The organism is Streptomyces sp. NBC_01515, assembly GCF_045040345.1.
Taxonomy (GTDB): Bacteria; Actinomycetota; Actinomycetes; order Streptomycetales; family Streptomycetaceae; genus Streptomyces.
Window position 1 is genome coordinate 1,354,826 of record NZ_CP109416.1, and the last position, 24,619, is coordinate 1,379,444.

The 24,619-nt window shown below is 69.9% G+C and carries 23 protein-coding genes; 15 read left to right on the forward strand and 8 right to left on the reverse strand.

Annotated features, from left to right (window positions below):
- Window positions 1-119: 119 nt before the first annotated feature.
- The 7 genes from OG407_RS05715 (at window position 120) to OG407_RS05745 (ending at window position 6,185) form a co-directional block, all read left to right on the forward strand.
- Window positions 120-503, forward strand: a complete 384-nt coding sequence (locus OG407_RS05715) for a DUF2255 family protein (RefSeq protein ID WP_405855600.1) — start codon at window positions 120-122, stop codon at window positions 501-503.
- A gap of 138 nt (window positions 504-641) precedes the next feature.
- Window positions 642-2,234 (forward strand): Na+/H+ antiporter, encoded by a 1,593-nt coding sequence (locus OG407_RS05720; protein ID WP_405855602.1) that lies wholly within the window; start codon window positions 642-644, stop codon window positions 2,232-2,234.
- A 23-nt stretch (window positions 2,235-2,257) separates the two neighbouring features.
- Window positions 2,258-2,641, forward strand: coding sequence for a nuclear transport factor 2 family protein (locus OG407_RS05725; RefSeq protein WP_405855604.1), 384 nt, complete (start codon window positions 2,258-2,260; stop codon window positions 2,639-2,641).
- A gap of 182 nt (window positions 2,642-2,823) precedes the next feature.
- Window positions 2,824-3,150 carry a carboxymuconolactone decarboxylase family protein gene (locus OG407_RS05730; RefSeq protein WP_405855606.1) on the forward strand — a complete coding sequence of 109 codons (327 nt, stop codon included), beginning with the start codon at window positions 2,824-2,826 and terminating at the stop codon, window positions 3,148-3,150.
- 81 nt (window positions 3,151-3,231) lie between these two features.
- Window positions 3,232-3,384 carry a hypothetical protein gene (locus OG407_RS05735; protein WP_405855608.1) on the forward strand — a complete coding sequence of 51 codons (153 nt, stop codon included), beginning with the start codon at window positions 3,232-3,234 and terminating at the stop codon, window positions 3,382-3,384.
- Window positions 3,385-4,369: 985 nt separating this feature from the next.
- Window positions 4,370-5,071 (forward strand): response regulator, encoded by a 702-nt coding sequence (locus OG407_RS05740; protein ID WP_405855610.1) that lies wholly within the window; start codon window positions 4,370-4,372, stop codon window positions 5,069-5,071.
- Window positions 5,072-5,204: 133 nt separating this feature from the next.
- The gene (locus tag OG407_RS05745; protein ID WP_405855611.1) at window positions 5,205-6,185 is read left to right on the forward strand and encodes an Acg family FMN-binding oxidoreductase; all 981 of its coding nucleotides are present in this window, start codon (window positions 5,205-5,207) and stop codon (window positions 6,183-6,185) included.
- Between the two features lie 238 nt (window positions 6,186-6,423).
- Here the strand turns inward: OG407_RS05745 and OG407_RS05750 are convergent, their stop codons facing one another.
- Window positions 6,424-9,246, reverse strand: a complete 2,823-nt coding sequence (locus tag OG407_RS05750) for a cation-translocating P-type ATPase (RefSeq protein ID WP_405855613.1) — start codon at window positions 9,244-9,246, stop codon at window positions 6,424-6,426.
- A gap of 129 nt (window positions 9,247-9,375) precedes the next feature.
- Complete coding sequence (locus tag OG407_RS05755; RefSeq protein WP_405855615.1) at window positions 9,376-9,834, reverse strand: universal stress protein; 459 nt, start codon at window positions 9,832-9,834, stop codon at window positions 9,376-9,378.
- Window positions 9,835-10,283: 449 nt separating this feature from the next.
- Here OG407_RS05755 and OG407_RS05760 point away from each other — a divergent pair, with 449 nt between their 5' ends.
- From OG407_RS05760 to OG407_RS05785, 6 genes are all read left to right on the forward strand, one after another.
- A complete protein-coding gene (locus tag OG407_RS05760) occupies window positions 10,284-11,138 on the forward strand; it encodes a slipin family protein (protein ID WP_405855617.1) in 855 nt (284 codons plus the stop codon).
- 512 nt (window positions 11,139-11,650) lie between these two features.
- Window positions 11,651-12,082 (forward strand): hypothetical protein, encoded by a 432-nt coding sequence (locus OG407_RS05765; RefSeq protein ID WP_405855619.1) that lies wholly within the window; start codon window positions 11,651-11,653, stop codon window positions 12,080-12,082.
- Window positions 12,083-12,168: 86 nt separating this feature from the next.
- The gene (locus OG407_RS05770; RefSeq protein WP_405855621.1) at window positions 12,169-13,626 is read left to right on the forward strand and encodes an amino acid permease; all 1,458 of its coding nucleotides are present in this window, start codon (window positions 12,169-12,171) and stop codon (window positions 13,624-13,626) included.
- Window positions 13,627-13,658: 32 nt separating this feature from the next.
- Window positions 13,659-14,909, forward strand: coding sequence for an arginine deiminase (locus OG407_RS05775; protein ID WP_405855623.1), 1,251 nt, complete (start codon window positions 13,659-13,661; stop codon window positions 14,907-14,909).
- A 42-nt stretch (window positions 14,910-14,951) separates the two neighbouring features.
- Complete coding sequence (argF, locus tag OG407_RS05780; protein ID WP_405855625.1) at window positions 14,952-15,980, forward strand: ornithine carbamoyltransferase; 1,029 nt, start codon at window positions 14,952-14,954, stop codon at window positions 15,978-15,980.
- 10 nt (window positions 15,981-15,990) lie between these two features.
- Complete coding sequence (locus OG407_RS05785) at window positions 15,991-16,989, forward strand: carbamate kinase (RefSeq protein ID WP_405855627.1); 999 nt, start codon at window positions 15,991-15,993, stop codon at window positions 16,987-16,989.
- Window positions 16,990-17,091: 102 nt separating this feature from the next.
- Here OG407_RS05785 and OG407_RS05790 read toward each other — a convergent pair whose 3' ends face one another.
- From OG407_RS05790 to OG407_RS05815, 6 genes are read right to left on the reverse strand one after another with little or no spacing between them, the layout of a single operon-like run.
- Window positions 17,092-17,763 (reverse strand): hypothetical protein, encoded by a 672-nt coding sequence (locus OG407_RS05790; protein ID WP_405855628.1) that lies wholly within the window; start codon window positions 17,761-17,763, stop codon window positions 17,092-17,094.
- A gap of 2 nt (window positions 17,764-17,765) precedes the next feature.
- Window positions 17,766-18,215, reverse strand: a complete 450-nt coding sequence (locus OG407_RS05795) for a hypothetical protein (RefSeq protein ID WP_405855630.1) — start codon at window positions 18,213-18,215, stop codon at window positions 17,766-17,768.
- Window positions 18,212-19,036, reverse strand: coding sequence for an ABC transporter permease (locus OG407_RS05800; RefSeq protein WP_405855632.1), 825 nt, complete (start codon window positions 19,034-19,036; stop codon window positions 18,212-18,214). The genes OG407_RS05795 and OG407_RS05800 overlap by 4 nt, the downstream gene beginning before the upstream one ends.
- Window positions 19,033-19,962, reverse strand: coding sequence for an ABC transporter ATP-binding protein (locus tag OG407_RS05805; protein WP_405855634.1), 930 nt, complete (start codon window positions 19,960-19,962; stop codon window positions 19,033-19,035). Before OG407_RS05805 ends, OG407_RS05800 begins: the two co-directional genes overlap by 4 nt.
- Entirely contained in the window at window positions 19,959-20,300 is a 342-nt protein-coding gene (locus tag OG407_RS05810; protein WP_405855636.1) for a hypothetical protein, read from the reverse strand. Before OG407_RS05810 ends, OG407_RS05805 begins: the two co-directional genes overlap by 4 nt.
- Window positions 20,301-20,318: 18 nt before the next feature.
- Window positions 20,319-21,536, reverse strand: coding sequence for an Acg family FMN-binding oxidoreductase (locus tag OG407_RS05815; RefSeq protein WP_405855638.1), 1,218 nt, complete (start codon window positions 21,534-21,536; stop codon window positions 20,319-20,321).
- Window positions 21,537-22,610: 1,074 nt separating this feature from the next.
- On the opposite strand from OG407_RS05815, the gene OG407_RS05820 reads away from it, so the two are divergent.
- Complete coding sequence (locus tag OG407_RS05820; RefSeq protein ID WP_329347865.1) at window positions 22,611-22,817, forward strand: DUF2180 family protein; 207 nt, start codon at window positions 22,611-22,613, stop codon at window positions 22,815-22,817.
- Window positions 22,818-22,920: 103 nt separating this feature from the next.
- The gene (locus OG407_RS05825) at window positions 22,921-24,612 is read left to right on the forward strand and encodes a GAF domain-containing protein (protein ID WP_405868299.1); all 1,692 of its coding nucleotides are present in this window, start codon (window positions 22,921-22,923) and stop codon (window positions 24,610-24,612) included.
- The last annotated feature ends 7 nt before the right edge of the window (window positions 24,613-24,619 follow it).

The following is a 24,619-nucleotide window of genomic DNA, read 5'->3' on the forward strand; positions in this document are numbered from 1 at the left end:
AGAACGGTGACCAGGCTCGATGCTCGTCGAAGACCCTCCCGCACCCGCGGAAGTCCACCTCCCCGTGTCCCATGCCCGCCCCGCAGACACAGCCGTACGAGAACCGAGGAGACGACCGGATGACCACCACCGCTCCCTGGACCGACGACGAACTCGACCGGGTCGGATCGGCCGAGGAACTGAACATCGCCTCCCGGCGGCCGGACGGTGAGCTGAGCAGCCGGCGCACCATCTGGGTTGTGCGCGTGGGCAACGACATTTACGTCCGTTCCGTGAACGGCCCCACCTCGGCTTGGTTCCGTGGCACCCGAGCCCGTCACGAGGGCCGTGTCGAAGCCGGCGGGGTCGAGAAGGACGTGGCGTTCGAGGACGTCGACGGCGAGATCAACGACGCGGTCGACGCCGCCTACCGCAGCAAGTACGGGCGCTACTCCGCCAACACCATCCAGCGCATCACAAGCCCCACCGCGGGCTCGACGACCATACGGCTCCTGCCTCACTGACCGACGCGGGAGAGGAACGATGTTCACCGTCAGCGCCCCTGAGGCCGCTGCGCACTGTGCCCCGACCAAGGGCGAGCACGGTCCCCACGATGTCGTGCGGTCGGCCGTACGACCCCCGAACCGGCCGGGAGACATGCCGTGATCGGTCTCGAACTCGTAGTTGTCCTCGGTCTGGCGGTGCTCCTGGGCAACGCCGCCGGTGACCGCTACAGGATCGCCCCACCTGTCGTGCTGCTGTTCTTCGGCGCACTGCTCGGCTTCGTGCCCGCGCTGCGCGAGGTAGAACTGCCGCCGGAGGCGGTGTTGCTCATCTTCCTGCCGGTGCTGCTGTACTGGGAGAGCCTGACCACCTCCCTGCGGGAGATCCGGCGCGATCTGCGGGGCATCATCCTGATGAGCACCGTGCTGGTCATCGGCACCGCCGGCGCGGTGGCGACCGTGGCACACCAACTGGGCCTGGCCTGGGGACCGGCATGGGTGCTGGGCGCGGCCGTGGCCCCCACCGACGCGACCGCCGTCGGCGTCCTCGCCAAAGCACTGCCCCGCCGCAACGTCACCCTGCTGCGCGCCGAGAGCCTCATCAACGACGGCACCGCGCTGGTGGTCTTCGGGCTGGCCGTCGGCATCACGGTCGGCGATGACCACTTCACCCTCCCGCACGTCACCTGGCTGTTCGCCGTCTCCTACCTCGGCGGAGCCGCGGCCGGAGCCTTGATCGCGTGGCTGGTGATCCGGGCTCGGCGGGTCTTCGACGACCCGCTGCTGGGCAATGTCGCCATGATCCTCACCCCGTTCACCGCCTATCTCCTCGCCGAACTCATCCACGCCTCCGGTGTCCTCGCGGCCGTCTCCGCCGGGCTGATCATGAGCCAGGCCGGACCGCGCATGGCCGCCGCCGCGATGCGCCGCCAGGCGGAGGAGTTCTGGTCGCTGGCCACCTTCCTGCTCAACGGCTCCCTGTTCGTCCTCGTCGGCCTGCAGGCACAGGCGGCCGTACGCGAACTGCACGGCAGTGACCTCACCCGCGCCCTCATCGCCGTCGCGGCCGTCTCCGCCGTCCTCATCGCCGCGCGCTTCGCCTTCAACTTCACCGTCCCCTACCTGATCCGCCTCCTCGACCGCCGTCCCCAGCAGCGGCTGCGCCGCATGAACTACCGCGCGAGGGTGGTCACTTCGATCGCCGGCTTCCGAGGCGCGGTCTCACTGGCCGTGGCCCTTTCGGTGCCGACGGCGCTCGACTCCGGCGCGCCCTTCCCGGACCGGGACACGATCGTCTTCGTCACCTCAGGAGTCATCGTCACCACCCTGGTCCTGCAGGGACTGCTGCTTCCGGCCGTGGTGCGCTGGGCCCGGCTGCCACGCGACACGTCGGTGGAGGAGGAGCGCTTTCTCGCCGAAACGACCGCCACGGAGGAGGCCCTCAAAGCCCTCCCCGCGCTCGCCGAGGAGCTGAACACGGACCCGGCGGTCACCGAACGCATGCGCGAGGAGTACGAGACCCACCTGCTCGTCGTCCGTGCCGGGGACGGCGAGACCGACGACGAGGACGAGGACGTCCTGCGCCACGACCGGCACTACACCGCACTGCGTCTGGCCCTGCTGGCCCACAAACGCGCCACGGTGCTCCGCCTCCGCGACGACCACGAGATCGACGACACCGTGCTGCGCCAGGTCCAGCGCCGTCTCGACCTGGAGGAAGTACGGCTGTCCCGGCGGCCGGCCGCCGAATGACCCCCACCAGGACAGGAGAAACCATGCCCGCATCCCCGGACGCGAACGCCCGCGACGAGATCCTGGCCGCCTACCGCGCCCACCTGCGGGCCATGACGGACGGCGACACCGACGCCCTGGACGACCTGCTCGACGACGGCTTCACCCTCACGCACATCACCGGCTACCAACAGCCCAAGGCCGAGTGGCTGTCCCAGATGCGGGCGGGCCAGTTCGTCTACCACCGCGTGACCGAGAAGAACGTCACCGTCGACGTGGAGGGCGACACGGCCGGCCTCGTCGGCCGCATCGTCACCGAGGCGACGGTCTACGGCACACACGCCGACTGGCCGCTGCAATTCAGCATGGACTGGGCCCGGGGCGGCGAAGAGTGGATCGCCCTGCGCTCCGTGGCCACGACCTGGTAGCAGCTGAGGGGCCCTGTCATACCCCTGAACGCCGCTCCCCGGCACAGCGCGGTCTGCCACACGCCACCACCGGCAACAAAGCTGAACGCGAAACGAAGATCACCTCTCCACACACAACAGGCCTCCCCGCACGGAGGCATTCCGCCGGACTTACGGCGGAAACAAAGAAGGGCGACACACGCATGGCACAGGAACCCTCGCGGGCCCAGCAACTGCTCGGTGACCTCGCGCCGAAGATGGTCCAACTGACGGACGACGTGCTGTTCGGCGACGTGTGGAAGCGCGAGGGCCTGTCCCCGCGGGACCGCAGCCTGATCACCGTCTCCGTGCTGGCCGCCACGTACCGCCCCGAGCAGTTGGGCAGCCATCTGCGGCTGGCGCTGGAGAACGGCCTGAGCAAGGACGAACTCGTCGAAGCCCTCACCCATCTGGCCTTCTACGCCGGATGGCCCAGCGGAATGGGTGCGCTCACCCAGCTCAAGGCCATCGTCGAGGACGAGACGAAGTAGAGGGAGCGCGGCACCCTGAAGCTCCTTGAGAAGAGGCGCTCGGCCAAGGCCCCACCGGAACGGTTCACCGGTGACGTGTGGGTGGACACGATCGCGGAGGCCGAGGAGCCCTCGCGACTGCGTGCGGCCATGGTGCGGTTCTCACCCTGCGCCCGCACCGCCTGGCACCGGCACGCCCTCGGGCAGACGCTGCATGTCACCGAGGGCATCGGCCGCAGGTCCTCGCGAAGCTGACGGACTTCTACGCCAAGCACCTCTGATCCGAAGGATCCGGACGGATCGCGAAGACTGGTGCGCCACAAGGCGGACGCGGCCCCCGCGCTGGTGGCCGGCCCCTGGTCGATCACACCACCTCTCCCGTCCCGGCCGCTGAACAAGGCCAAAGTGTCACGCAGGCTCTGGGCCGACGCGCACACCGCCAGGTCGCCCAGCCGCTCGCCCAGCTCCGCAGCCTCATCCAGCCACCCGAACGCCGTGGTGTGATCGTGCCGCAACGCCGCTGTCCAGGCGGCAGTGCCCTGGCCCGGGCCGTGGTGGGTTCGGGTGCGGCTGTGAGCGCGTGGTCGTGTCGGCGGCGTTCCTCACCGAGGAATCCGCCCTCGCATCAACGGAAGCGCGGCGGCCGGCGCCGGGATGGTCCGCGGGCCGCTGCCTTGGTCCCGCACCGCACCGCACCGCACCTAGATTGGCATGCTCGGCACGCAGCCGGGCAGGACGCTCCAGCCGGCCGGGGCCGTCCGAGTCGTCGGCGACCCTCCCTGCGAGCGCCAGGTGGAAGAGGTGATGCCGTCGCGGTATCCCATGCTCCCGGCCGGACTCGGCGAGCCGATCGTGCCCGTACTGGCGGATGGTCCGCAGCCGACGCCACTGTCCGGACCGGCACACGGCCGGGCGAATCACCGCCCGAGGCCCGGCATCCGGTTTCAGCCAGTCACCGCAGCCCGGACAACGCTGTCCGCGTGCGGGCTCATCGGCCACCCGACCAGACCTGCCCAAGGCCCATACCCGAAGTCGAGAAGCGGGCGCTCAGCACTGCATGAGGGTCTCACCGGCCGATCGTCCGGCTGCAGGGGCCGCCGGGCCATGTCCATTGGGCCGGCCAGGGTGTATCGCGAAGCCGACTGGGGCCGGTCGGCCCTAGTGCATCCGGGCCCAACGAGCGATGATCGTCCTCACGGCAGCTCACAGACCGTCCACCACCGGGGAACAGGGTGTTGTCATGGCCGAGACAGGTGCCTTCACGGAGCAGAACCCGATCCGTGTCTTCCTGCTGGACGACCACGAGGTCGTACGACGCGGCATCACCGACCTTCTGGACTCCGAACCGGACATCTCGGTCGTCGGTGACGCGGACACCGCCGAGCGCGCCGTTGTCCGCTGCACGGCGCTGCGCCCGCACGTCGCCGTGCTCGACATACGCCTCCCGGACGGCGACGGCATCACGGTCTGCCGGGAACTGCGCAGCCAGATGCCGGAGTTGGCCTGTCTGATGCTGACGTCGTTCGACGACGAGGACGCCCTGCTCGACGCCATCATGGCCGGGGCCTCCGGCTACGTCCTCAAGCAGATCAGAGGCTCCGACCTGGTCTCGGCCGTGCGGACGGTCGCCTCGGGCCAGTCGATGCTGGACCCCGCGACCACGGCCCGCCTGATGCGCTCGCTGCGCGCCGAGCCCGCCGAGACACCCGCCCTCGCCCCCGAACTGGCGAGCCTGTCGCCCCGCGAGCGGGACATCCTCGCGCTGATCGGGGAGGGGCTGACCAACCGCGAGATCGGCAAGAGGCTCTACCTGTCGGAGAAGACGGTCAAGAACCACATCTCCCGGCTGCTGGCCAAACTCGGTGTCCATCGCCGGGTCCAGGCCGCGGTTCTGGCTTCCCAGCTGGAGCAGCCGCACGCCGGCGACCGTCCCACGAAGTGAACTCCGACTGAGCCGACCAGGACCCATCCGGGCCGGTCGGCCCCTGCCCCTCCCCCGATGCCCGGCGCCACTCTGGTCCGGTCACCGAAAAGCCCGACTGCCTCCCTTGGCACAGGGCGGGCAGGAGACCCCGATGCGTACCGCAGCCCTCGACGGGACGACGCTGGAGAGGCTGCTCTCCGCGGCCGTAGCCGCCCCGTCGATCCACAACACCCAGCCCTGGCGCTTCCGCCTGGACCCGGAGACCCTCACCGTCGAGATCCGCGCGGCCACGCAGCGCGGCCTGCGCCACATCGACCCGACCGGCCGCGCCCTGCACCTGTCCGTCGGCTGCGCCGTACTCAACCTCCGAGTCGCGGTCGGGCACTTCGGCTGGGAACCGGTGCCCCGGCTGCTCCCACGGCCCGACGAGCCGGACCTGCTCGCCACCGTACGTCTCGGCGGCACCGCCAGGACGTCCTCCCGCACTTCCTTGTACGACGCCGTGTGGCGCCGGCACAGCAGCCGCTTCCCCTTCTCGGAACGGCCGTTGCCCGCCGCCCTGCTCACCGAACTGGCCGAAGCGGCACACGAGGAAGGGGCCCGACTGCTCCGTGTCTCACCAGCACAGGGCGACCGCGTGCTGCGGCTCACCGGGGAGGCGGAGCACCGCAACGCCGACGATCCGGACCGAGCTGCGGAGAGCCGCCACTGGGTGGTCAAGACGGACGACTCCGGCCTGGGCATCCCACCCGAGGTACTCGGCCCCCAGGACTTCCGGGACCGTATTCCGATGCGGGACTTCGGCGCCCACCGCCACGTGGAGACGCTCACCGCCCGCCCTTTCGAACGGCGACCCTCGATCGCCATCCTGTCCACCACTCACGACCTCCGGGCCGACTGGCTCCGCGCGGGCCAAGCCCTCGAACGAGTCCTGCTGATCGCGACCACCCACGGCGTCCAGGCATCACTCCTGCACCAGGCGCTGGAATGGCCCGACCTGCGCGAAGAACTCATGGCACCGGCGGACGCCCGCCCTTCACACGCGCAGATGGTGATCCGCCTCGGGTACGGCCCCGAGGGGCCCGCCTCGCCGCGCAGCACCAAGGCCCTGTTGTCGCCGGGAGACTCTTGACGAGCCTTCGGTTGCCTACGGCTGCGGGGCCTCGTCGGCCGCTGTGCCGGATCACTGCGGCCATCGCCTGCTGCGCTCCAGACAGCACCGTGCCCTGGACTGCATCCACTGAGTATCGGTCAGCGCAACGGCCGCCGTCAGCGGCGCACGGGGGCTGAAGTCCCGCCACCACGCCCAACTCCTTCTTGAGGACTCCGGGGATGGCGGGTGGGATCACCGGATGCGGTACTGATGCTGCTCACCCTGCCTGGTCTGCCGCGCGCCCCTCTACGAAGCGCGAGGCTACGGGCGCACTGAGCGATGCGGCCGTGGTTGCGTCGTGGTGGCGCCGGACCCAACGCAGGGCTTCATCGGCTCCCCAGACAATGAGCGGGAACGGTGCGATGACCGCGAGCTGAGCCGGGCTGAGGGCTGCCGTGCCGAAGATGTGCTGGAGGGGCGGTGCGTAGACGACCGCCGCGGTGAAGGCCAGCTCGAAGGCGATGCCCCACAGGAGCAGGCGGTTGGTCCAGATGCCGACGGTGAACAGGGAGGCGCGGTCGGTGCGGGCGGCGAAGGCTGTGCCGATCTGGCAGGCGACGATGCCGACGAACGTGATGGTCGTCGCTTCCAGATATGCCTGGTGCAGCGGGGTGCCGCCGCCCGTGGGGTCTCCTGGGTGCCAGCCGGCGTGCCAGAGGGTGAAGAGGAAGCCGCCCATGACCAGGACCGCGGAGATCGTTCCCAGGAACGCCCATGCGCGGAAGAGGAGGGCCCGGTCGATGACTCCCGTCGTGCGGGGTCGGGGCGGGCGGGACATGAGTCCGGGCTCGGCGGGCTCGCGTCCCAGTGCGAGCGCGGGGAGTGTCTCGGTGCCGAGGTCGATCGCCAGGATCTGCAGGACCGTCAGCGGCAGCGGGATCTGGCCGCCGGAGAGTGCGAAGACGAGGAAGGGGACGACCTCGGGTACCGCGTGGGCGAAGATGTAGAGCACGAACTTGCGGACGTTGTCGAAGACGCGTCGTCCCGCGTCGACCGCGGAGACGATGGTGGCGAAGTTGTCGTCGGTGAGCACCATCGTGGCTGCCTCGCGGGCCACGTCCGTTCCCGACTTGCCCATGGCGACGCCGATGTCGGCGTGGCGCAGCGCGGGGGCGTCGTTGACGCCGTCTCCGGTCATCGCCACGACCTCGCCCTGCGCGCGCAGGGCTTCGCAGATACGGAGTTTGGCTTCGGGTGAGGTGCGGGCGAAGACGATCTCCTGTCGTTGCGCGAGCAGTTCGTCGAGGTCCTTGTCGCTCATCCGGTCCAGTACGTCACCTGCGAGGACCGGGCTGCCGACGTGTCCGATGCCGACCTGGCGGGCTATCTCCGCGGCGGTGAGTCCGTAGTCGCCGGTGATGACGTGGATGCGGATTCCGGCCTGGTGCGCGTCCTTGACGGCGTCGGCGACGCCGGCACGCGCGGGGTCCGCCATGGCGACCAGGCCGATCAGGGTCAGTCCGGATTCCGCTGCCGGCCGGTCCACCGGCACCGTCTCCCCGTGGTCCAGGACGTGGTGGGCGATGGCGAGCACTCGCAGTCCGGACGCCGCGTAGCCATCGATGGTGGCACTCAGCTCTGCGCGCAGGGCCTCGTCCAGTTCGACGCTCTCTCCCTTCGCGTCGAGGAGGTGGGTGCACCAGGGCAGGACGGCTTCGGGGGCGCCGTTGGTGTGCACCGTGGCGGCGCCCGCTTCGTCGTTCACGGTGGACATGCGCTTCAGGTGGGCGTCGAAGGGAAAGATCGTGCGGCGGTCGGCCTTGCGCTGTGCGGGCCCGACGGCGACGCCGAGGTCCTCGGCCAGGCGCAGGATGGCGAGTTCGGTGGGATCGCCGCTGCCCTGAGGCTGTGCCTGTGTGGGTGCCTCGGCCGTGGTGCAGGCGGCGCCGCTCGCGGCGAGGACTGCCGCCTGCGGCTCGTGAGCGGCCCCGTCCGCGTCCATCTCGCCGCCCGCCAGCCACAGCCGGGTGACCCGCATCCTGTTCTCGGTGAGGGTGCCGGTCTTGTCCGTGCAGATCACGGTCGTCGATCCCAGGGTCTCGACTCCCGAGAGGCGTTTGACGACGGCTCCTCCACGGGCGAGTTCCCGCACTCCCGCGGCAAGGGCGAGGGTGATGGTCGGCAGCAGCCCTTCGGGGACGTTGGCGACGATCAGTCCGATGGAGAAGCTGATGGCCGCGCTCCAGCCCAGCCCGGCGGCGACGCCGATGGGCAGGAAGGCCGCGCCGATCGCGACCGCGACGACGGCGATGATCCAGGTGGCCCGCCGCACCTGCTTCTCCAGAGGGCTGCGTTCCGTGTGCACGCGCTGTGACAATGCGGCGATGCGGCCCAGTTCGGTGTACATGCCCGTCCGGGTCACGACCGCTTCCGCCTCGCCGCCGCTGCAGGTGGTGCCGCTGAAGACGAGTTCGTGTGCCTCCAGCAGGGAGCCGGTCTCGTCGGACGGCTCGGGCGAGCGCGTCACCGGAAGGGATTCGCCGGTCAGTGAGGACAGGTCGAGTGTGAGGGTGCCCTCGATGATCCGCGCGTCGGCGCAGACCCGGTCGCCCTCGGAGACGATGAGGATGTCGCCGGGCACGAGGTCCTTGGCCGCGATCTCGCACCGCACCTTGTCGCGTACGACCCGGGCGGTGGGCGGCAGGAACGCGGCCAGTGCCTCCACGGCCCGCTCGGCCTGCATCTCCTGGATGAAGGCGAACCCGGCGTTCAGGAGGATCACGGCCACAACGGCGATGGCGAGCGCCGGTGTTCCTCCGGCCCATGCCAGAACGGCCGCGAGGGCGAGCAGAATCGCCAGGGGCTGGGTGAACTGGGAGAGTAGCTCGCCCGGCCAGCGCCTGCCGCCGGAGCGGGTCAGTACGTTCGGGCCGTAGACCAGTTGTCTGCGGGTCGCCTCCCGGCTGGTGAGGCCCGAGGGGGAGGTGCGCAGGTCGCGGAAGAGTTCCGCCGGCTGCCGCCGTTCGTCGGCCTGCTCGGCGTTGTCGGGCTCACCGGGCAGCGCGGCTTCTCGCTCGGCGGTGTGTGATGACCGGGTCATGAGGGGCTCTCCCGGGAAGGAACGTGCCTGAGATGGTGCGGAGGTGCCTCGAAGCCCTTGTCCGTCAGGGCCAACACGCCACGAGCGGGCGGTCGTTGGACTCGGCCGGAGGGCTCTCCGGCGGGCGGGTCACGGTTGGGGGATGACGACGACCGGGCAAGGCGCGTGCTGCACGCAGTGCTGGCTGACCGAGCCGAGCAGGATGCCGGTGAAGGTGCCGTGGCCACGGCTGCCCAGGACCAGGAGTTGTGCGGTGCGGGCCGCGTCCATCAGTACCTGTACGGGATGGCCCTCGTCCACGCGGATCCTCACCTCGGCCGGGTGGTCCAGCTGGTCGCGTACCGCGGCGACGGTTTCCCGCAGGGCTTGTTCGGCGATCTTGGCGAACTCGGTTCCTTCGGGCACCAACGGGCTCCAGCCAAGGGTGTACGCGTACACCTCGGGGGACTGCCATGCGGCGACCGCTTCGACGGTGCTGCCGGTCAACTCGGCCTGCGCCAGGCCCCACCGCAGTGCTGCCTGCGAGCAGGCCGAGCCGTCGACACCCACGACGACGGGTGAGGGCCTCTCGTCGGTGCGCTGAGCCATGCCGTTCTCCTGCCGGTCGGTTGCCAACAGAGCCGGCTTGCCCGAAGGCAGCGCGGGCTCGCGCCGCCGGGACTTCGACGGAGGCGCCTCGGCAGATGTGCCGGCCACTACGGGGAGAGCCGGACAGACACCTTCACGCTACGCACCCTCGCCGAACGCGTGGCGGGCCAACCGGCCCCACCTCCAGGGCCGCATGGCCCTCTCTGTATGGCCCACCTGTATCCGGGCCGAGACGAACGCGATGGGGGACCTGTTGGCCCCTGCCTGCGCCGGAGGTGGCGAGCCATGCTGGGAACACGGCACGAACTGCGGAGCCCGACCTGGCCCGCCACCAAGGGGCTTTCCCCCTTCCTGGCGCATGAGCCCGGTCCAGCTTCCGGTCTGCCTTCGGGCTCCGGCTGGAGCACGAAGGAGCCAGAGGTGTCGTGCCCTATCCGAGGAGCAGCACCGTGGAAACACTCGTTTTCCTGATCGTCATCGTGGCCGTGCTGGTCGTCGTGGCGATCGCCATGGCCGTCAAGGTCGTCAAGCAGTTCGAGCAGGGCGTGCTGTTCCGGTTCGGCCGGCTGGTCGGGCCTCGATCTCCCGGTCTGCGGTTCATCATTCCGTTCGTCGACGTCCTGCACCGGGTCTCGCTGCGGATCGTCACGATGCCCATTCAGTCGCAGGGGATCATCACGCGCGACAACGTCAGCGTCGATGTGTCGGCGGTGGCGTACTTCCGTGTCGTGGATGCCGTGAAGTCGGTCATCGCGATCGAGAACGTGTACGCCGCGATCAACCAGATCGCCCAGACCACGCTGCGCAAGGTCGTCGGACAGCACACGCTGGACGAGACGCTGTCGGAGACCGACCGCATCAACCTGGACATCCGCGAGATCCTCGACGTCGCCACCGTCGAGTGGGGCGTGGAGGTCACCCTGGTCGAGCTCAAGGACATCCAGCTGCCCGACAGCATGAAGCGCGCCATGGCCCGCCAGGCCGAGGCCGAGCGGGAGAAGAGGGCGAAGATCATCAACGCCCAGGGCGAGTCCCTGGCCGCAGCGGCCCTCGGGGAGGCGTCGGACATCATGATGGACCACCCCCTGGCCCTCCAACTCCGCAACCTGCAGAGCCTGGTGGAGATCGGCGTCGACAAGAACACCACCGTCGTCTTCCCCGCCCCGCTGATGAGCACCATCGGCGAGCTCGGCTCCTTCCTCGCCCGTGAGACCGCGGCCGCGGGCTCCGCGACACCGCCGCCCGCCAAGCGCGTCACGACCAGCCCGGATCCCGTACTGAACGGGGCGCCCATGGCCGTCTGATCAACCGCCCCAGTGACGCGGGTGGTGGTCCACTTGTGCCTGACCCGAATGGGGCTACGGTGGGCGCAGACGTCCTGGACCCCGGCGGCTTACTGCCAGTTGACACGGATGTACCGGGGCGGCCCTGCATACGGCCGCCCGGTGCTTCCCCCTGCGGCCACCGGCTCGGTCCCGACTCCCTTGTCCATAGGCCGCGTTCACGGACGCACGGTGCTGGACCCGGAGCTCGTGACCGTGTCCTGGGGCATCGGCGAGGACCGTTGCTCCGGGTTTCCCCTCCCAAAGACACACGCCCTGTCCCGCACCACGGCGCCGTGCCGACCGCTTCCGGATAGAGGCACCATGCCCACCCCTCAGGTATGCACCAGAACAGGCGAACCCGGAACCCGGAGCCGGTCCTGGTGACCACACCGGACAGGGCCAAAGCCGCCCACACGTCACCCCATGAGCTCCGGACCGAACAACTCCTCGCCCGCCGGCGCTCGGTCGTCGCCTGGTGCGACCGTCACCTGATGGCCATCCATACCCTGTCCAGCCTCATGACGGGCGACCAGGGCGTAGTCGACGCGGCCCTGTCCGAAGTGCTCAGCGACCCTGCCGAGCCTGCCGCCGCCCAGGACCGAGGAGAGGGCCCCGCCCCTGCTGCGCCCGCTCCTCACCGAGCACGCTCGCTCCCCGCCCCCGCGCATCTGCCCACTACCAGGGACCGCTGTCCCGATATAGCCGCCTCCCCGTTCGACCGCGTCGAACTCGCCCTCCACCTCATCGGAGACCGCTCCAGCGCCGTCGTCTCCCACCTGCTCGGTCTCCCCGAGCGTTCCGTCGTCGCCTCCTTGCGTTCGGGACTGTGGGTGCTGTTCACCCCCTGCGACGGCGATTCCGGCCACTCGCTGCGGGAGCAGCACTCCGCCACCGCGGCGGACCACCGCCACGGCCCGGGCTGAGCCGCAGCGGACCCGGACCACAGCCTGCGGTGCCCGTCGTGGTGCCGCCGGCCCTGCACGTGAACAGACAGCGAGGAAGACCCCCTATGAGCACCCGCATGAGCAACGAGGCGCCCGACGCCGCCCAACCGGCTCCGCAGGCCCCGCCCCCGGACAAGGCGGCGCCGGCGGGGCGGTTCGGCCTGCCCACCGCCACCGCGCTGGTCATCGGATCGGTGATCGGTACCGGGGTGTTCGCGCTGCCGTCCGCACTGGCGCCGTACGGCCCGATCAGCCTGGTCGCGTTCGTGCTGGTCACCGTCGGTGCGCTTGCTCTGGCGTTCACGTTCGGCGCGCTGTCCAAGCGGGTGCCGGGATCGGGCGGACCGTACGTGTACGCCAGGGACGCCTTCGGTGACTTCGGCGGGTTCCTCAACGCGTGGTCGTACTGGATCACGGCCTGGGCGGGCAACGCCGCCATCGTCGTGGCCTGGGTCGGGTACGTGGAGGTGTTCTGGAACACCGGCCATGCCAAGACGTGGTCCATCGTGATCGCGATGGCCGGCCTGTGGATCCCGGCGGCCGTCAACCTGTCCGGCGTACGCAACATGGCGGTCACCCAGATCGTGACGAGCGTGCTGAAGTTCGTGCCCCTGCTGTTCATGGCCACCATCGGCCTGCTCTTCATCCGGGTGCACAACTTCGGCCCCTTCAACGCCGGTGGCACGTCGGCAGGTTCGGCGATCTCCGCCGCCGCCGCGATCGCGCTCTTCAGCTACATCGGCATCGAGACGGCGTCGGTCGCCGCAGGCCGGGTCCGCGATCCTCAGCGCAACGTCGGCCGCGCCACGGTCCTGGGCACCATCGGCTGCGCGGTGGTCTACATCCTGGGCACGCTCACCGTCTTCGGCACCGTGTCCAACGCCGCCCTGCGCACGTCGTCCGCTCCGTTCACCGACTCGGCCGACGCCATCTTCGGCGGCCGGTGGGCCGGCCAGACCGTGGCGGTCGCCGCGATCGTCTCCGGCCTCGGCGCCCTGATCGGCTGGACCCTGGTCGTCGGCGAGATGCCGATGGCCGCGGCCAAGGACCGGCTCTTCCCCGCCGTGTTCGCCCGTACCCGGCGCGGGGTGCCCGTGTTCGGCATCGTCAGCTCGACCCTGCTCGCCTCCGTCCTGACCGCCGTCAGTTACACCCGCTTCGAGAAGGTCTTCACCACGCTGGTGCTGCTGTCCGTGGTCACCGCGGTCATCCCGTACCTGTTCAGCGCCGGGGCCCAGCTGTACTGGCTGCTCACCCGCGGACGGCACATCCGGTGGCAGCACCTGGTCCGCGACTGCGGTGTGTCCGGCGTGGCGCTGGTCTTCTCGTTCTGGTCACTGGCCGGCAGCGGCTACCAGGCCGTCTACTACGGCACGTTCTGCCTGCTCCTGGGCCTGCCCGTCTACATCTGGCTGAAGGTGGGGCGCGGCGAGTACGGCGAGAGCCTGGTCGTGCCCTTCGACAGCACAGCCGCCCTCACCTCCCCTGCCGGCCCGCCCGGCACCGGACAACTCCCCCAATGAGCCACCCCCACCAATGTGCCGAGGAGACCACTGTGACCCGCACGCTCGGAGTGCATTCCGAAGTCGGCCACCTACGCGAAGCCGTCGTCCACCGCCCCGGCCTGGAACTCAGCCGCCTGACCCCCGCCAACTGCCACGAACTGCTCTTCGACGACGTGATGTGGGCCGCGAAGGCCCGCGAGGAGCACGACGCCTTCACCCAGGTCCTCCGCGAACGCGGTGCCACCGTCCACCACTTCGACACCCTGCTCGCCGAAACACTGGCACTCCCCGAGGCGCGGGCCTTCGTACTGGACCGCGTCTGCACCCCGGAACAGGTCGGCCCCACCCTGGCCGGACCACTGCGCGCACTCGCCGACGAGGCCGACCCGGCGACCCTGGCGAAACTCCTCATCGGCGGAGTGACCCGCATGGACCTCTCACCGCTACGGGTGCGCAGCCTGCGCTGGCAGACCCTGGGCCCGGACGACTTCGTCCTGACGCCACTGCCCAACACCCTTTTCCAGCGCGACAATTCGGCCTGGATCTACGGCGGCGTCACCATCAACCCGATGGCCAAGCCCGCCCGGCAACGCGAATCCCTGCACAGCAGGGCCGTGTACGGGTACCACCCGCTGTTCGCCGACGCGGGGTTCCCCGTCTACTACGGCGACGACGACACCGGCCACCAGCCCGCCACCCTGGAGGGCGGGGACATCCACGTCCTGGGCCGGGGCGTCGTACTGATCGGGATGGGAGAGCGGACCACCCCGATGGGCGTGGAGATCCTGGCCCGTGAGCTGTTCCGCAGCCGCCAGGCCACCACCGTGATCGCCGTGCAACTGCCGAAGTCGCACGCCTTCATGCACCTGGACACCGTCCTGACCATGATCGACACCGACACCTTCGTCCGCTACCCCTACCTCGACCCGAAGGCCATGCACACCTGGGTGATCGTCCCCGCCGACCCGGAGGAGGTCGTCGAGCACGACACCGCCGACCTGCACGTCGAGCATCGCGACGACCTGTTCGCCACCATCGCGGATGCCCTGGGCGTCGACAAACTCCGCGTCCTGTCCGCCGACGAGGACGCCAGGGCGGCCGAGCGCGAACAGTGGGACGACGCCAACAACTTCCTCACCCTCGCCCCCGGTGTCGTCGTCGGCTACGAGCGCAACACCGTCACCAACACCATGCTGCGTGAGAACGGCATCGAGGTCCTCAGCATCCCCGGCAACGAGCTGGGCCGCGGCCGGGGCGGCGCACGCTGCATGACCTGCCCCACCCGACGCGACGGCATCTGACGCTTCATCACCTCGGCCCGACCACCTCTGAGGACTGATTCCATGACCGCTCCCATGACCGCTCCGCCGACCACCACCGCCCACCACCCGGGCTCGCTGCTCAAGGAACTCGACCTGGACAAGGCGCAGTTCCTCGGACTCATCACCCGGGCCGCACAACTCAAGCAGGACAAGGCCGACGGCACCGAACGCCCCCGGCTGACGGGCCGGAACATCGCGCTGGTCTTCGAGAAGAGCTCCACCCGCACCCGCTGCGCGTTCGAGGTCGCCGCCCACGACCAGGGCGCCCACGTCACCTACCTCGGCCCTGACGGCTCCCACATCGGCCACGAGGAGTCGATCCGGGACACCGCCCGCGTGTTGGGCCGGATGTTCGACGGCATCGAGTTCCGCGGCTTCGCCCAGGACACCGTGGAACAACTCGCCGACCACGCCGGGGTACCGGTGTGGAACGGCCTCACCGACTCCTGGCACCCCACCCAGATGCTCGCCGACATCCTCACCATGACCGAACACCACCCCGGCCCGCTGGAGCAGACCGCCTACTGTTTCCTGGGCGACGGCCGCAACAACGTCGCCCGCTCCCTGCTGGTCACCGGCGCCCTCCTCGGCATGGACGTACGCATCGCCGCCCCCCGTGAACTGTGGCCCCCCGACGATGTCATCGCCGCCGCCCACCGCCTCGCCACCACCAGCGGCGCCCGCGTGCTGGTGACCGACGACGTCGAACAGGGCGTGGCAGGCGCCGACTTCGTCTACACCGACGTATGGGTCAGCATGGGCGAGTCCGACGAGCGATGGAGCGCCCGCATCGACCTGCTCCTGCCCTACCGCGTCACCGAGAAGGTCCTGCACGCCTCGGGAAAGCCCGACACGAAGTTCCTGCACTGCCTGCCCGCCGTCCACGACCGCAGCACCCAACTCGGCGAGCGCCTCCATGAGTTGTACGGCCTCAGCGGCGCCGAGGTCACCGACGACGTCTTCGAATCGCACCGCTCGATCGTCTTCGACCAGGCCGAGAACCGGCTGCACACCATCAAAGCGGTCCTCGTCGCCGCCCTCGGCGACTGAGGCGGCCGGCATGCGCATCGTGGCCGCACTCGGCGGCAACGCACTCCTGCGACGCGGCGAGAAGCCCGACGCCGTCATCCAGATCGAGCACGTCCGGGCCGCGGCCCGGGCCCTCGCCCCGCTCGCCGCGCACCACGAGCTGCTCATCTGCCACGGCAACGGCCCGCAGGTCGGCATGCTCTCCCTGGAGAGCGAGAACGACCCGTCCCTGACCCGCCCCTACCCACTGGACGCGCTCGTCGCCCAGACACAGGGCATGATCGGCTACTGGCTGGCCCAGTGCCTGCACAACGCCGGAGTGACGAAGCCGGTCCTGAGCATCGTCACCCAGACGCTGGTCGACGCGCACGACCCGGCCTTCGCCGCGCCCACGAAGTTCGTCGGACCTGTCTACGATCACCAACACGCTCTGGAACTTGCCGAGTTGCACGGCTGGCAGGTCGCCGCCGACGGTGACCGGTGGCGTCGCGTGGTTCCCTCGCCCGAGCCACGGCGGATCGTCGAGCAGGACTCGATCACCCATCTGCTGGAGAACCAGGCGGTGGTCATCTGCGGAGGCGGCGGCGGAGCCCCGGTCGTCGACGACGGCACCGGCCTGCTCCAGGGCGTCGAGGCCGTCGTCGACAAGGACTTCACCGCGGCCCTGCTCGCCGTCGCCGTGCACGCCGACCGGCTGCTGGTACTCACCGACGTGCCCGCCGTGATGGCCCACTTCGGCACACCCCAGGCCACCCCGCTGAGCCGCCTCGACCCGGACGACCTGGCCCGTATGCGGTTCCCGGCCGGTTCCATGGGCCCCAAGATCGCCGCCTGCCACCGCTTCGTCACCGCCACCGGCCGGCGAGCCGCCATCGGTTCGCTGTCCGAGGCCACGGCCGTCCTGGACGGCAGCGCCGGAACCACCATCACCGCGGACCCTACCCACCGTACGGATGCCCGGCCAGGCCCCGGACCGGTGAGCGAGCCCGTGCCCATGTCCACCACGGTGACAGGACAGGAACGCGGTTGACCCTGCAGACAGCCTCCGCCCCCGGCCGACGATCCTCCCGGCACCGATCCATAGGAACCGTCGGCCGATCCGTTCGCGGACCCGAGGAGTCCCCGGACGGGTTCACGCCGTGGACTCGGCGCGCTCCTTGAGGGTGAGAAGCATCTTGCGCTCCATGACGAGGCTTCCGGGTTCCATGACGTAGCAGGAGAAAGCCCTGGACGCGAGGGAGGGATCGGGAGTGGCGATGCGATTGCGGCTCACGAGCCTGGTCGCGCCGTCCTGCGGGTAGAGGCCGAACGCCCAGATCCAGAAGCCGTCTTCGGAGCGCAGCACCAGCGTGTGGTCGGACTCCAGGACTTCGATCCGCATGCGCGGACCGCGGGTGCCCAGGGGGATGACGTCGCCGACTTTCAGGTCCTGGAACTCGGGCAGGATTTCATTCGCGCTGTGCATGTCCAGGCCGAGGAGGTTCTCGACCCAGTCGTAGGTGTACGCGCCGCCCCGGCCTGGGCCCATCTGCACCAGCCAGGGCCAGACCGCCGAGGGGGGCGCATCCACGGTGATCGCCCGTGTCGAGACCAGCGGCGCGCCGGGCAGGAGTTCATCGCCGGGCATCGCGCGACCGGCTTCCGCGTGGCTCGCGCCCCATGTCAGACACCGCCTGCGCCAGAGCAGCGGGTAGCCGGCGCCTGCGAACGCGGCAACTACGGCAATGGCTCTCACGGCAACAGACTTGCTGTTCATCGCGGCCTCCTCGAAGGGGGTGATCGACGGCACGAGCCGTGCGTACACGGTCAGGAGGTTTTCCTGCGGCGGTTCCTGGCGTGGAGCAGAACTGCCACGACGATCAGCGGGACATGGATGGCTGGCAGGTTGTGGGCGAGCCATTTCGGCAGGTAGATGTCGGTGACGGGAGCCCTGCTGCCGCCGAGCGGAACGGCCAGCTCGGTGAGGGGGCAACTGGCCCCGTTCGCCAGGAAGATCAGGCTCTCCCCGGCCACGACCGCGGCGGCGACCGCCACCCGCCGATCGGATCGTCCGGCGACTCCGGAGTACAGAAGGTAGACCATGCACGATTCCACCGAGAACCAGATGAGCGTGTGGACGGCCTTGAGCGTCCGCAGCGCCACCGGATGCACCTGCTGCGGCGCGGGACGAGATGCCCCGGCAACAGTGGGCGACCGGACTGCCGTCACCGGAGAGACCGGTACGCCGTCCGGACGGGTCGGGCGTGGGCCGCTCATGCGTCACGCCGTACGAGAAGAACCGCCGCGAGGGCGAGCGTCGCTGCGGCGTAGCCGGACAGGAGGAGAAATCCTCCCGCGGGGCTCAGCAGGTTGGGGAAATGGACGACGGCCGACATCGCGGCCCCGGCCGAACTCGGCAGGTACCGCGTGACGTTGTCGTTCCACGGGGAGGGCAGCAGGGCCACCAGGCCGGGCACGACGAGGAGGACCGCGAACAGCACCGCGACCGCTCCCGCGGTCCGGCGCAGGACGGCCCCCACGCCGACGGCGATGACCGCGATCAGGACGAGGTGCGCCACTCCCCCGATCACGGCGCGCAGGACGCCCGGGTCGGAGATCGAGACGCCGGCATGCTGGGGGGCGAGGAGTGCCTGGCAGACGAAGAACGCCGCGGCGCAGGAGACGAGGCCGATCGCGGCGACCACCGAACTGAACGTCGTGACCTTCGCGGCGAGCAGCAGACGTCGCTGCGGGGTGGCGCCGAAGGTGAGCTTGATGGTGCCGGTGACGTATTCGGAGGTCATGACGAGCACCCCGAGGACGCCGATGGACAGTTGGGCGAGGTTGATCCCCGCGAAGCTGTAGAGCAGCGGGTCGAATCCGGTGGCCTCCGCGGCTGTCCGGTGATCCCAACGGCTGACTTCGAGTCCCGTGAGGAGGGTTCCGAGGCCGACCGTGCTCACCAAGGTGAAGATCAGCACCCACAGGGTGGAGCGGACGGTGCGCAGCTTTGTCCACTCCGCGCGTACGGCTGCCATGAACACCCTGGGCAGCGTCGGAGGGATCGGAACGTGGCGGGGGGCGAGAGTCTGGCTCATCGGGTGCTCCGCAGAGGGCTGTCGGCCGTAGCGCGGAAGTCGGCGTGCTCGTGGGTGAGTTCCATGTAGGCGTCCTCCAACGAGGCGCGCTGGGCCGACAGTTCGTAGAGAGTCACTCCCGCCCCGGCCGCGAGAATCCCCACGTCGCGGCACTCCATTCCCTTGACCGACAGTTCTTCCGCGCCGTTCATGGTGACCGTCGCGCCTTTCTCGCGCAGCAGTGCGGCGAGGCTGGGGGCTTCGGGTGTCGCCACGCGTACGTGGTGGCCCGAGGTGCGTTCGATGAACTCGGCCACGCTCCCCGACGCCAGCAGGCGGCCTCGTCCGATGACGATGAGGTGGTCGGCGGTCAGAGCCATCTCCGACATCAGGTGGCTGGAGACCAGCACGGTGCGCCCTTCTGCGGCGAGGGAGCGCAGCAGTCGGCGTACCCACAGGATGCCTTCGGGGTCCAGGCCGTTGATCGGCTCGTCGAAGATCAGCACCTGCGGGTCGCCGAGCAGCGCGGCGGCGATACCGATCCGCTGCCCCATGCCGAGGGAGAAGGTGCCCGCTCGGCGGTGCGCCACCTCGGTCAGGCCGACCATCGCGAGGACCACATCGACGCGCTGCCGGGGGATGGCGTTGGTGTCGGCGAGCCAGACCAGGTGGTTTCGGGCGCTGCGGCCGGGATGGACCGCGTGGGCGTCCAGGAGCGCGCCGACCTCGTGGAGGGGAAACCGCAGCTTGCCGTAGCCGCGTCCCGCGACAGTGATCCTCCCGGCAGTGGGAGCGTCCAGTCCGACGATCATCCGCATGGTCGTCGACTTCCCGCTGCCGTTGGGTCCGAGGAATCCGGTGACCTGTCCGGCAGCGACGGTGAAGGTCAGGTCGTCCACGGCCAGTGTCGTGCCGTAACGCTTGGTCACCTGCTGCGCCTCGATCACGGCCGTGGCTCCAAGGAGGTGACGGATACCGCGTCGTGCTGCGGTCGGCCGAGGTTGCGGATGGCGAACCAGCCCAGCAGCAGGACCAGTACGGCCAGGACCGGTGTGGCGATGCTCCACCAGGTGCTGACGGCAAGGGGCAGCGCACCGGCGGCCAGCAGGACCAGCGCGCCCGGCACGGAGCGGTGGGCCGCGACGAGCGCGGCGAGGACGACCGGGCCACCGGCGAGACCCAGGATCCGGTCCCATCCGTGGGCGGTGAGCCCGATCCACATGTAGAGCAGCGCGACGACGGCCACCAGCACACCGGGCCAGGTCCGACGCAATGTCTCGTTCACCGAAACCTCCGGGGTGCGTTACGCGCGTACGACATCGGCGGTGGGCCGGCGAGGGCTCGGCAGCGCGGTGGTGGTGGGGTATCCGATCCGGAACGTCATGACCGCGTGCGAGCCGGCGGGCAGCATCGCCGCGATGGCGTCGGTGACCTCTGGTGGCAGGCCGGCCGAGGTCTCCCGGTCGACACGTTCGGGGATCTGGCACAGCGGCTGCATCCCCAGCCCCTCGGTGGTGGCCGTGAGGTGGACGCGCTGCCAGATACGTCCGGCCCGGAGGCGCTGGAGGGGATCGTGCGGATCCTGTACGACCAGGGCACCGAAAGCCGACGCGGTGGGCAGCTGGGTGTCGCGGGTGCCACTGAGCCAGCCGTCGTTGTTCTGCTTACGGGTGGTGGGCAGCAGCTTGGAGAGGGTCCTGACGACTGCGGACCGGCCAGAGGGATCGATGGTGATGCCGTCCTTGTGCCGCTGGATGTCGTGCCAGTCGGAGCGGTACCAGCGGTAGTCGTCGGCGGCCTGCCGCGGGTCGGCGATGATGGCCCGGGTCGCGCGAACGGTCAGGTCGCTGAACGCCTTCTTCTGCGCGTCGGTGGTGAACCAGACCAACCGCGTGCCGGGGATGTCGGCCAAGGCGCTGAGCGTGTCTAGTTGACGGCCGGTCACCGTGCGGCTGGTGCTGTAGGCGCCACGACTGGTGTGCCGTCTGGCGATGGCGTCGAACAGCGGTGAGCGCGAGGCTGCGGCCGGGGTCAGCGACACCGTCGCGATGTGGGTGGTGTCGGACGGGGTGGGCAGGAAGGACACCTTCGCGGCCATGCCGTTGGGCGCGGCGGCCAGCGCCAGGTTCTCCACGGCGCACCCGAGCGAGATCTGCATCTCGCGCAGCAGCGGGTCCATCGCCCCGGTGGTGCGGGACAGGTCGGCGAACAACTCGACACGGTCGGCGGAGACGGCGAATTGCCAGGGCTGGGTGTTGTGGGCGTTGGCGGCCAGAATCGCGGCGTCGACCAGGTTCAACGGATGGCCACCCGGGCCCGCCCGGCCCCAGGCGTCGTAGGCGGAGCCGGTCCCGGTCGAGAACACCCCGCCGTCAACGGCCCGCCAGGTCAGGCCAGTTGCCCCGGCGACCGCTACGACACCGGACCCCAGCCCGAGGATCTGCAGGGCCTTACGACGGCTCACCGGCCGCGCGACAACAGGTTGGCCAGGAGCGGGCGGCTGTTCCAGGTCGGTTCGCACGGGAGCGGCGCCCTTCTCAACGCCGCGCACCCGGCGGGCACGTCGACGACGGTGGATGAAACAACCACCAGGGACCGGGGCGACGACTTCACCCTACGCTCCATGGCCCCGATGAGAGGCGGACGATGCCGCGGGCACCGCTGGTCACGAGGCCCAGTGTCGGATCCGCCCAGATCGTGGCCGTAACCCCGGTCACGGGCAACGGTGTTGGGATGTCGGTCACGGGCAACGCCTACCGGGTCGACCTGGGACGGGGCAGCCGCCCGATGGGTCACGCGAAGAACCCGAGGGGCTTCGGGTCGTGACCTGCCACGACGTTCTCGCCTTCCTGGCGTGGTCCGGCCGTCGGAGACCAGAGCCTCATATCCCGGTCCAGGATCACGCCTGATCGAGCACAGGTGTCGAAGGGCCCTGTCCCCCGGTCTGATCCCGGCGTCCCCGGGAAGCTGTCGCTGTCCAGGACCGAATCCGGGGACTAGTCTGAGTGGTGCCGCCCTGGCCCCCGGCCGCGCCGCTCCCACCGCGATGTCGCACCGAAGCACTCCGCCCACCCGTCGCAGGGCCCGTGTCCCGTTCCCTGCACACGGTGCTCCTGGGCAACCCGATGCGTCCAGCGAGGCATCTCCCGCTGCCCCGCCCTTCTCGACAGGCCATCGAAGCCCTGGCGGTGCTCATGTACGTACTGCTCCTCCCGGCGGTGCTCCCGCTCACCCTGCTCGGCACGATGATCGCGCTGTCCTGGTGGGAAGACTGCCTCCCGCCGCGGCAGACCGAAGGGCTCCCTGCGGCGTCGGTGGTCGTGTCCCTTCGCCCCTCTGCGCCTGCCGAGATGTCGGCCGTTGACCATCGCCCGCTCATCGGGGGCGTAGAAGCGCACTGGACGGTAAGACGCTCCACTGCGAGGTCCTCGCGCCGACGTGCGCTCTTCCTGCCTGCGGACGACGGTCAAGGCGCGGAACGGGACCACACAGCTCTTACGCCGCTGAAGCGTGCGCCTGTTTCAGGTCTCGGCTCAAACGGGCGTGCTCGCGCACCCCGTCGCACCTGTCGACCTCTCAGAGAGGAGAACAAAGCATGAACTGCTACGAGTGTCACCAGTCCGGGACGACCACCGCCGCAGTCGCCGTCTGCCGGAACTGCGGCGCTGCTCTCTGCCCCGATCACGTCAACGTCGACCCGCAGCATCTGGAGCGGCCGGAGGGCATGGGTGTGACCACCCTCAAGGAACCTGCTCGCCGCATCACGTGCCTCACCTGTCATGACGCGGAGCACCAGTTCTGACCTGGCCGCGCCACCCACCGGGCACCAGCAACAGCAGGGTCACCCGGGACGACCGAACGACCGGAGGCAGCAAGTGGACGTCGGGGAACACGCGCGGTCCGAGATGGTGCCGCAACTACGTCTGGACGAGCTGCTCGAAGAACTCCAGGCCCAGATCCGCGTGGTCCGCGGCACCCGAGGACGCCTCCACGGACTGCTGCAGGCGATCCTGTCGGTGGGCCGCGAGCTCGATCTCTCCCAGGTGCTGCGCCACATCACCGAGGCCGCGGTGGTTCTGGTCGACGCCGAATACGGCGCACTTGGTGTCATAGGTCCCGATCAGCGCCTCACCCAGTTCGTCACGGTCGGGGTCAGCGAGGCCGAGCAGGCACGGATCGGGGCTCTGCCCGCCGGACACGGGGTACTCGGCGAGCTGATCAGGCATCCGGAACCGCTGCGGCTGACAGAGCTGTCGCAGCACCCGGCCTCGCACGGCTTCCCCCCGCACCACCCGCCGATGCACTCCTTCCTGGGTGTGCCCGTCAGTGTCCGGGGAGAGGTGTTCGGCAACCTCTATCTCACCGAGAAGCGCGGCGGTGCCCAGTTCGACAGCGAGGACGAAGCCGTCCTGTCGACCCTGGCCGTGGCCGCAGGGGTGGCGATCGACAACGCCCGCCTGTACGCGGAGGCACAGGTCAGAGAACGCTGGATGGCGGCCGGCGCCGAACTCACCCGCGGCCTGCTCTCCGGAACCCCGGAGACGAAGGTGCTGGAGCTGATGCTGAACCGGGCGCAGGACATCACCTCGGCCGATCTCGGCGTGGTCGACCTGGTCACCGCCGGAACGCGGGAACTGCGCGGGGTACTCGCGCTCGGGGAAGGTGCCGAGCTTCATCGTGGTGTGAGGCTGCCGCGCGAGGGGACTCTGAGCGGGGCGGCCCTGGCCGCAGAGCAGTTGATCGTCACCTCGGATGTGGGAAGCGACTCTCGGATCACCTACTGCCCCGAACGTTGGACAGGGCTGGGGCCCGCGGTCGCCGTTCCCATGAGTACCAGTGACGGAGATCGCGGGGTGCTCGTACTCGCGCGCACCGCCGGGTGCCCGCCCTTCACCCGAGCGGAGATCGCGCCGCTGCCCAGCTTCGCCGGCCAGGCCGCCCTCGCGCTGGAACTCGCCGACCGGCGCAAGGCGGCCGAGCAGGTGAGCCTGCTGGAGGACCGTGACCGTATCGCGCGCGACCTCCACGACCTGGCCATCCAAAGGCTGTTCGCGACGGGAATGACACTGCAGAGCGCGCATCGCTTCGTCGCGCACCCGGAAGGGACCGAGCGGATCGACCGGGCGGTCGACGACCTCGACACCACCATCAAAATCATCCGGTCCACGATCTTCGGTCTGCGGGCCCACGACAGCACCGCGATCGGCCACGGCCTGCGGGCCCGTGCTTCCAAGACCGCCGAGGAAGCCGTTCCCGCACTGGGGTTCACTCCGTCCCTGCTCATGGAGGGACTGCTCGACACCGATGTCCCGCACACCATGGCGGACGAAGTCGTGGCGGTGCTGAGCGAAGCGTTGTCGAACATCGCCCGGCACGCGCAGGCCTCGTCCGCGGAGATCGCACTCGTCGTCCGCAAGGAGCGACTCACGCTGACGGTCACCGACGACGGCGTCGGAATCGTCGAAGGCGGACACCGCAGCGGGCTGCGCAATCTCAGCGAGCGAGCGCGGAACCTGGGCGGTGAACTCACCCTGGCCGCACCGCCCGAGAGCGGCACCCTTCTGCGCTGGGGCGTACCACTACCCGATCGGCGCTAGCGCGGCC

What these genes read in the sequence shown, in the direction of transcription:
- OG407_RS05715 (WP_405855600.1), top strand. Translation starts at nt 120, where the DNA reads ATGACCACCACCGCTCCCTGGACCGACGACGAACTCGACCGGGTCGGA.
- OG407_RS05725 (WP_405855604.1), top strand. Translation starts at nt 2,258, where the DNA reads ATGCCCGCATCCCCGGACGCGAACGCCCGCGACGAGATCCTGGCCGCC.
- OG407_RS05730 (WP_405855606.1), top strand. Translation starts at nt 2,824, where the DNA reads ATGGCACAGGAACCCTCGCGGGCCCAGCAACTGCTCGGTGACCTCGCG.
- OG407_RS05740 (WP_405855610.1), top strand. Translation starts at nt 4,370, where the DNA reads ATGGCCGAGACAGGTGCCTTCACGGAGCAGAACCCGATCCGTGTCTTC.
- OG407_RS05745 (WP_405855611.1), top strand. Translation starts at nt 5,205, where the DNA reads ATGCGTACCGCAGCCCTCGACGGGACGACGCTGGAGAGGCTGCTCTCC.
- OG407_RS05750 (WP_405855613.1), bottom strand. Translation starts at nt 9,246, where the DNA reads ATGACCCGGTCATCACACACCGCCGAGCGAGAAGCCGCGCTGCCCGGT.
- OG407_RS05755 (WP_405855615.1), bottom strand. Translation starts at nt 9,834, where the DNA reads ATGGCTCAGCGCACCGACGAGAGGCCCTCACCCGTCGTCGTGGGTGTC.
- OG407_RS05765 (WP_405855619.1), top strand. Translation starts at nt 11,651, where the DNA reads ATGGCCATCCATACCCTGTCCAGCCTCATGACGGGCGACCAGGGCGTA.
- OG407_RS05770 (WP_405855621.1), top strand. Translation starts at nt 12,169, where the DNA reads ATGAGCACCCGCATGAGCAACGAGGCGCCCGACGCCGCCCAACCGGCT.
- argF (WP_405855625.1), top strand. Translation starts at nt 14,952, where the DNA reads ATGACCGCTCCCATGACCGCTCCGCCGACCACCACCGCCCACCACCCG.
- OG407_RS05785 (WP_405855627.1), top strand. Translation starts at nt 15,991, where the DNA reads ATGCGCATCGTGGCCGCACTCGGCGGCAACGCACTCCTGCGACGCGGC.
- OG407_RS05795 (WP_405855630.1), bottom strand. Translation starts at nt 18,215, where the DNA reads ATGAGCGGCCCACGCCCGACCCGTCCGGACGGCGTACCGGTCTCTCCG.
- OG407_RS05800 (WP_405855632.1), bottom strand. Translation starts at nt 19,036, where the DNA reads ATGAGCCAGACTCTCGCCCCCCGCCACGTTCCGATCCCTCCGACGCTG.
- OG407_RS05820 (WP_329347865.1), top strand. Translation starts at nt 22,611, where the DNA reads ATGAACTGCTACGAGTGTCACCAGTCCGGGACGACCACCGCCGCAGTC.
- OG407_RS05825 (WP_405868299.1), top strand. Translation starts at nt 22,921, where the DNA reads ATGGTGCCGCAACTACGTCTGGACGAGCTGCTCGAAGAACTCCAGGCC.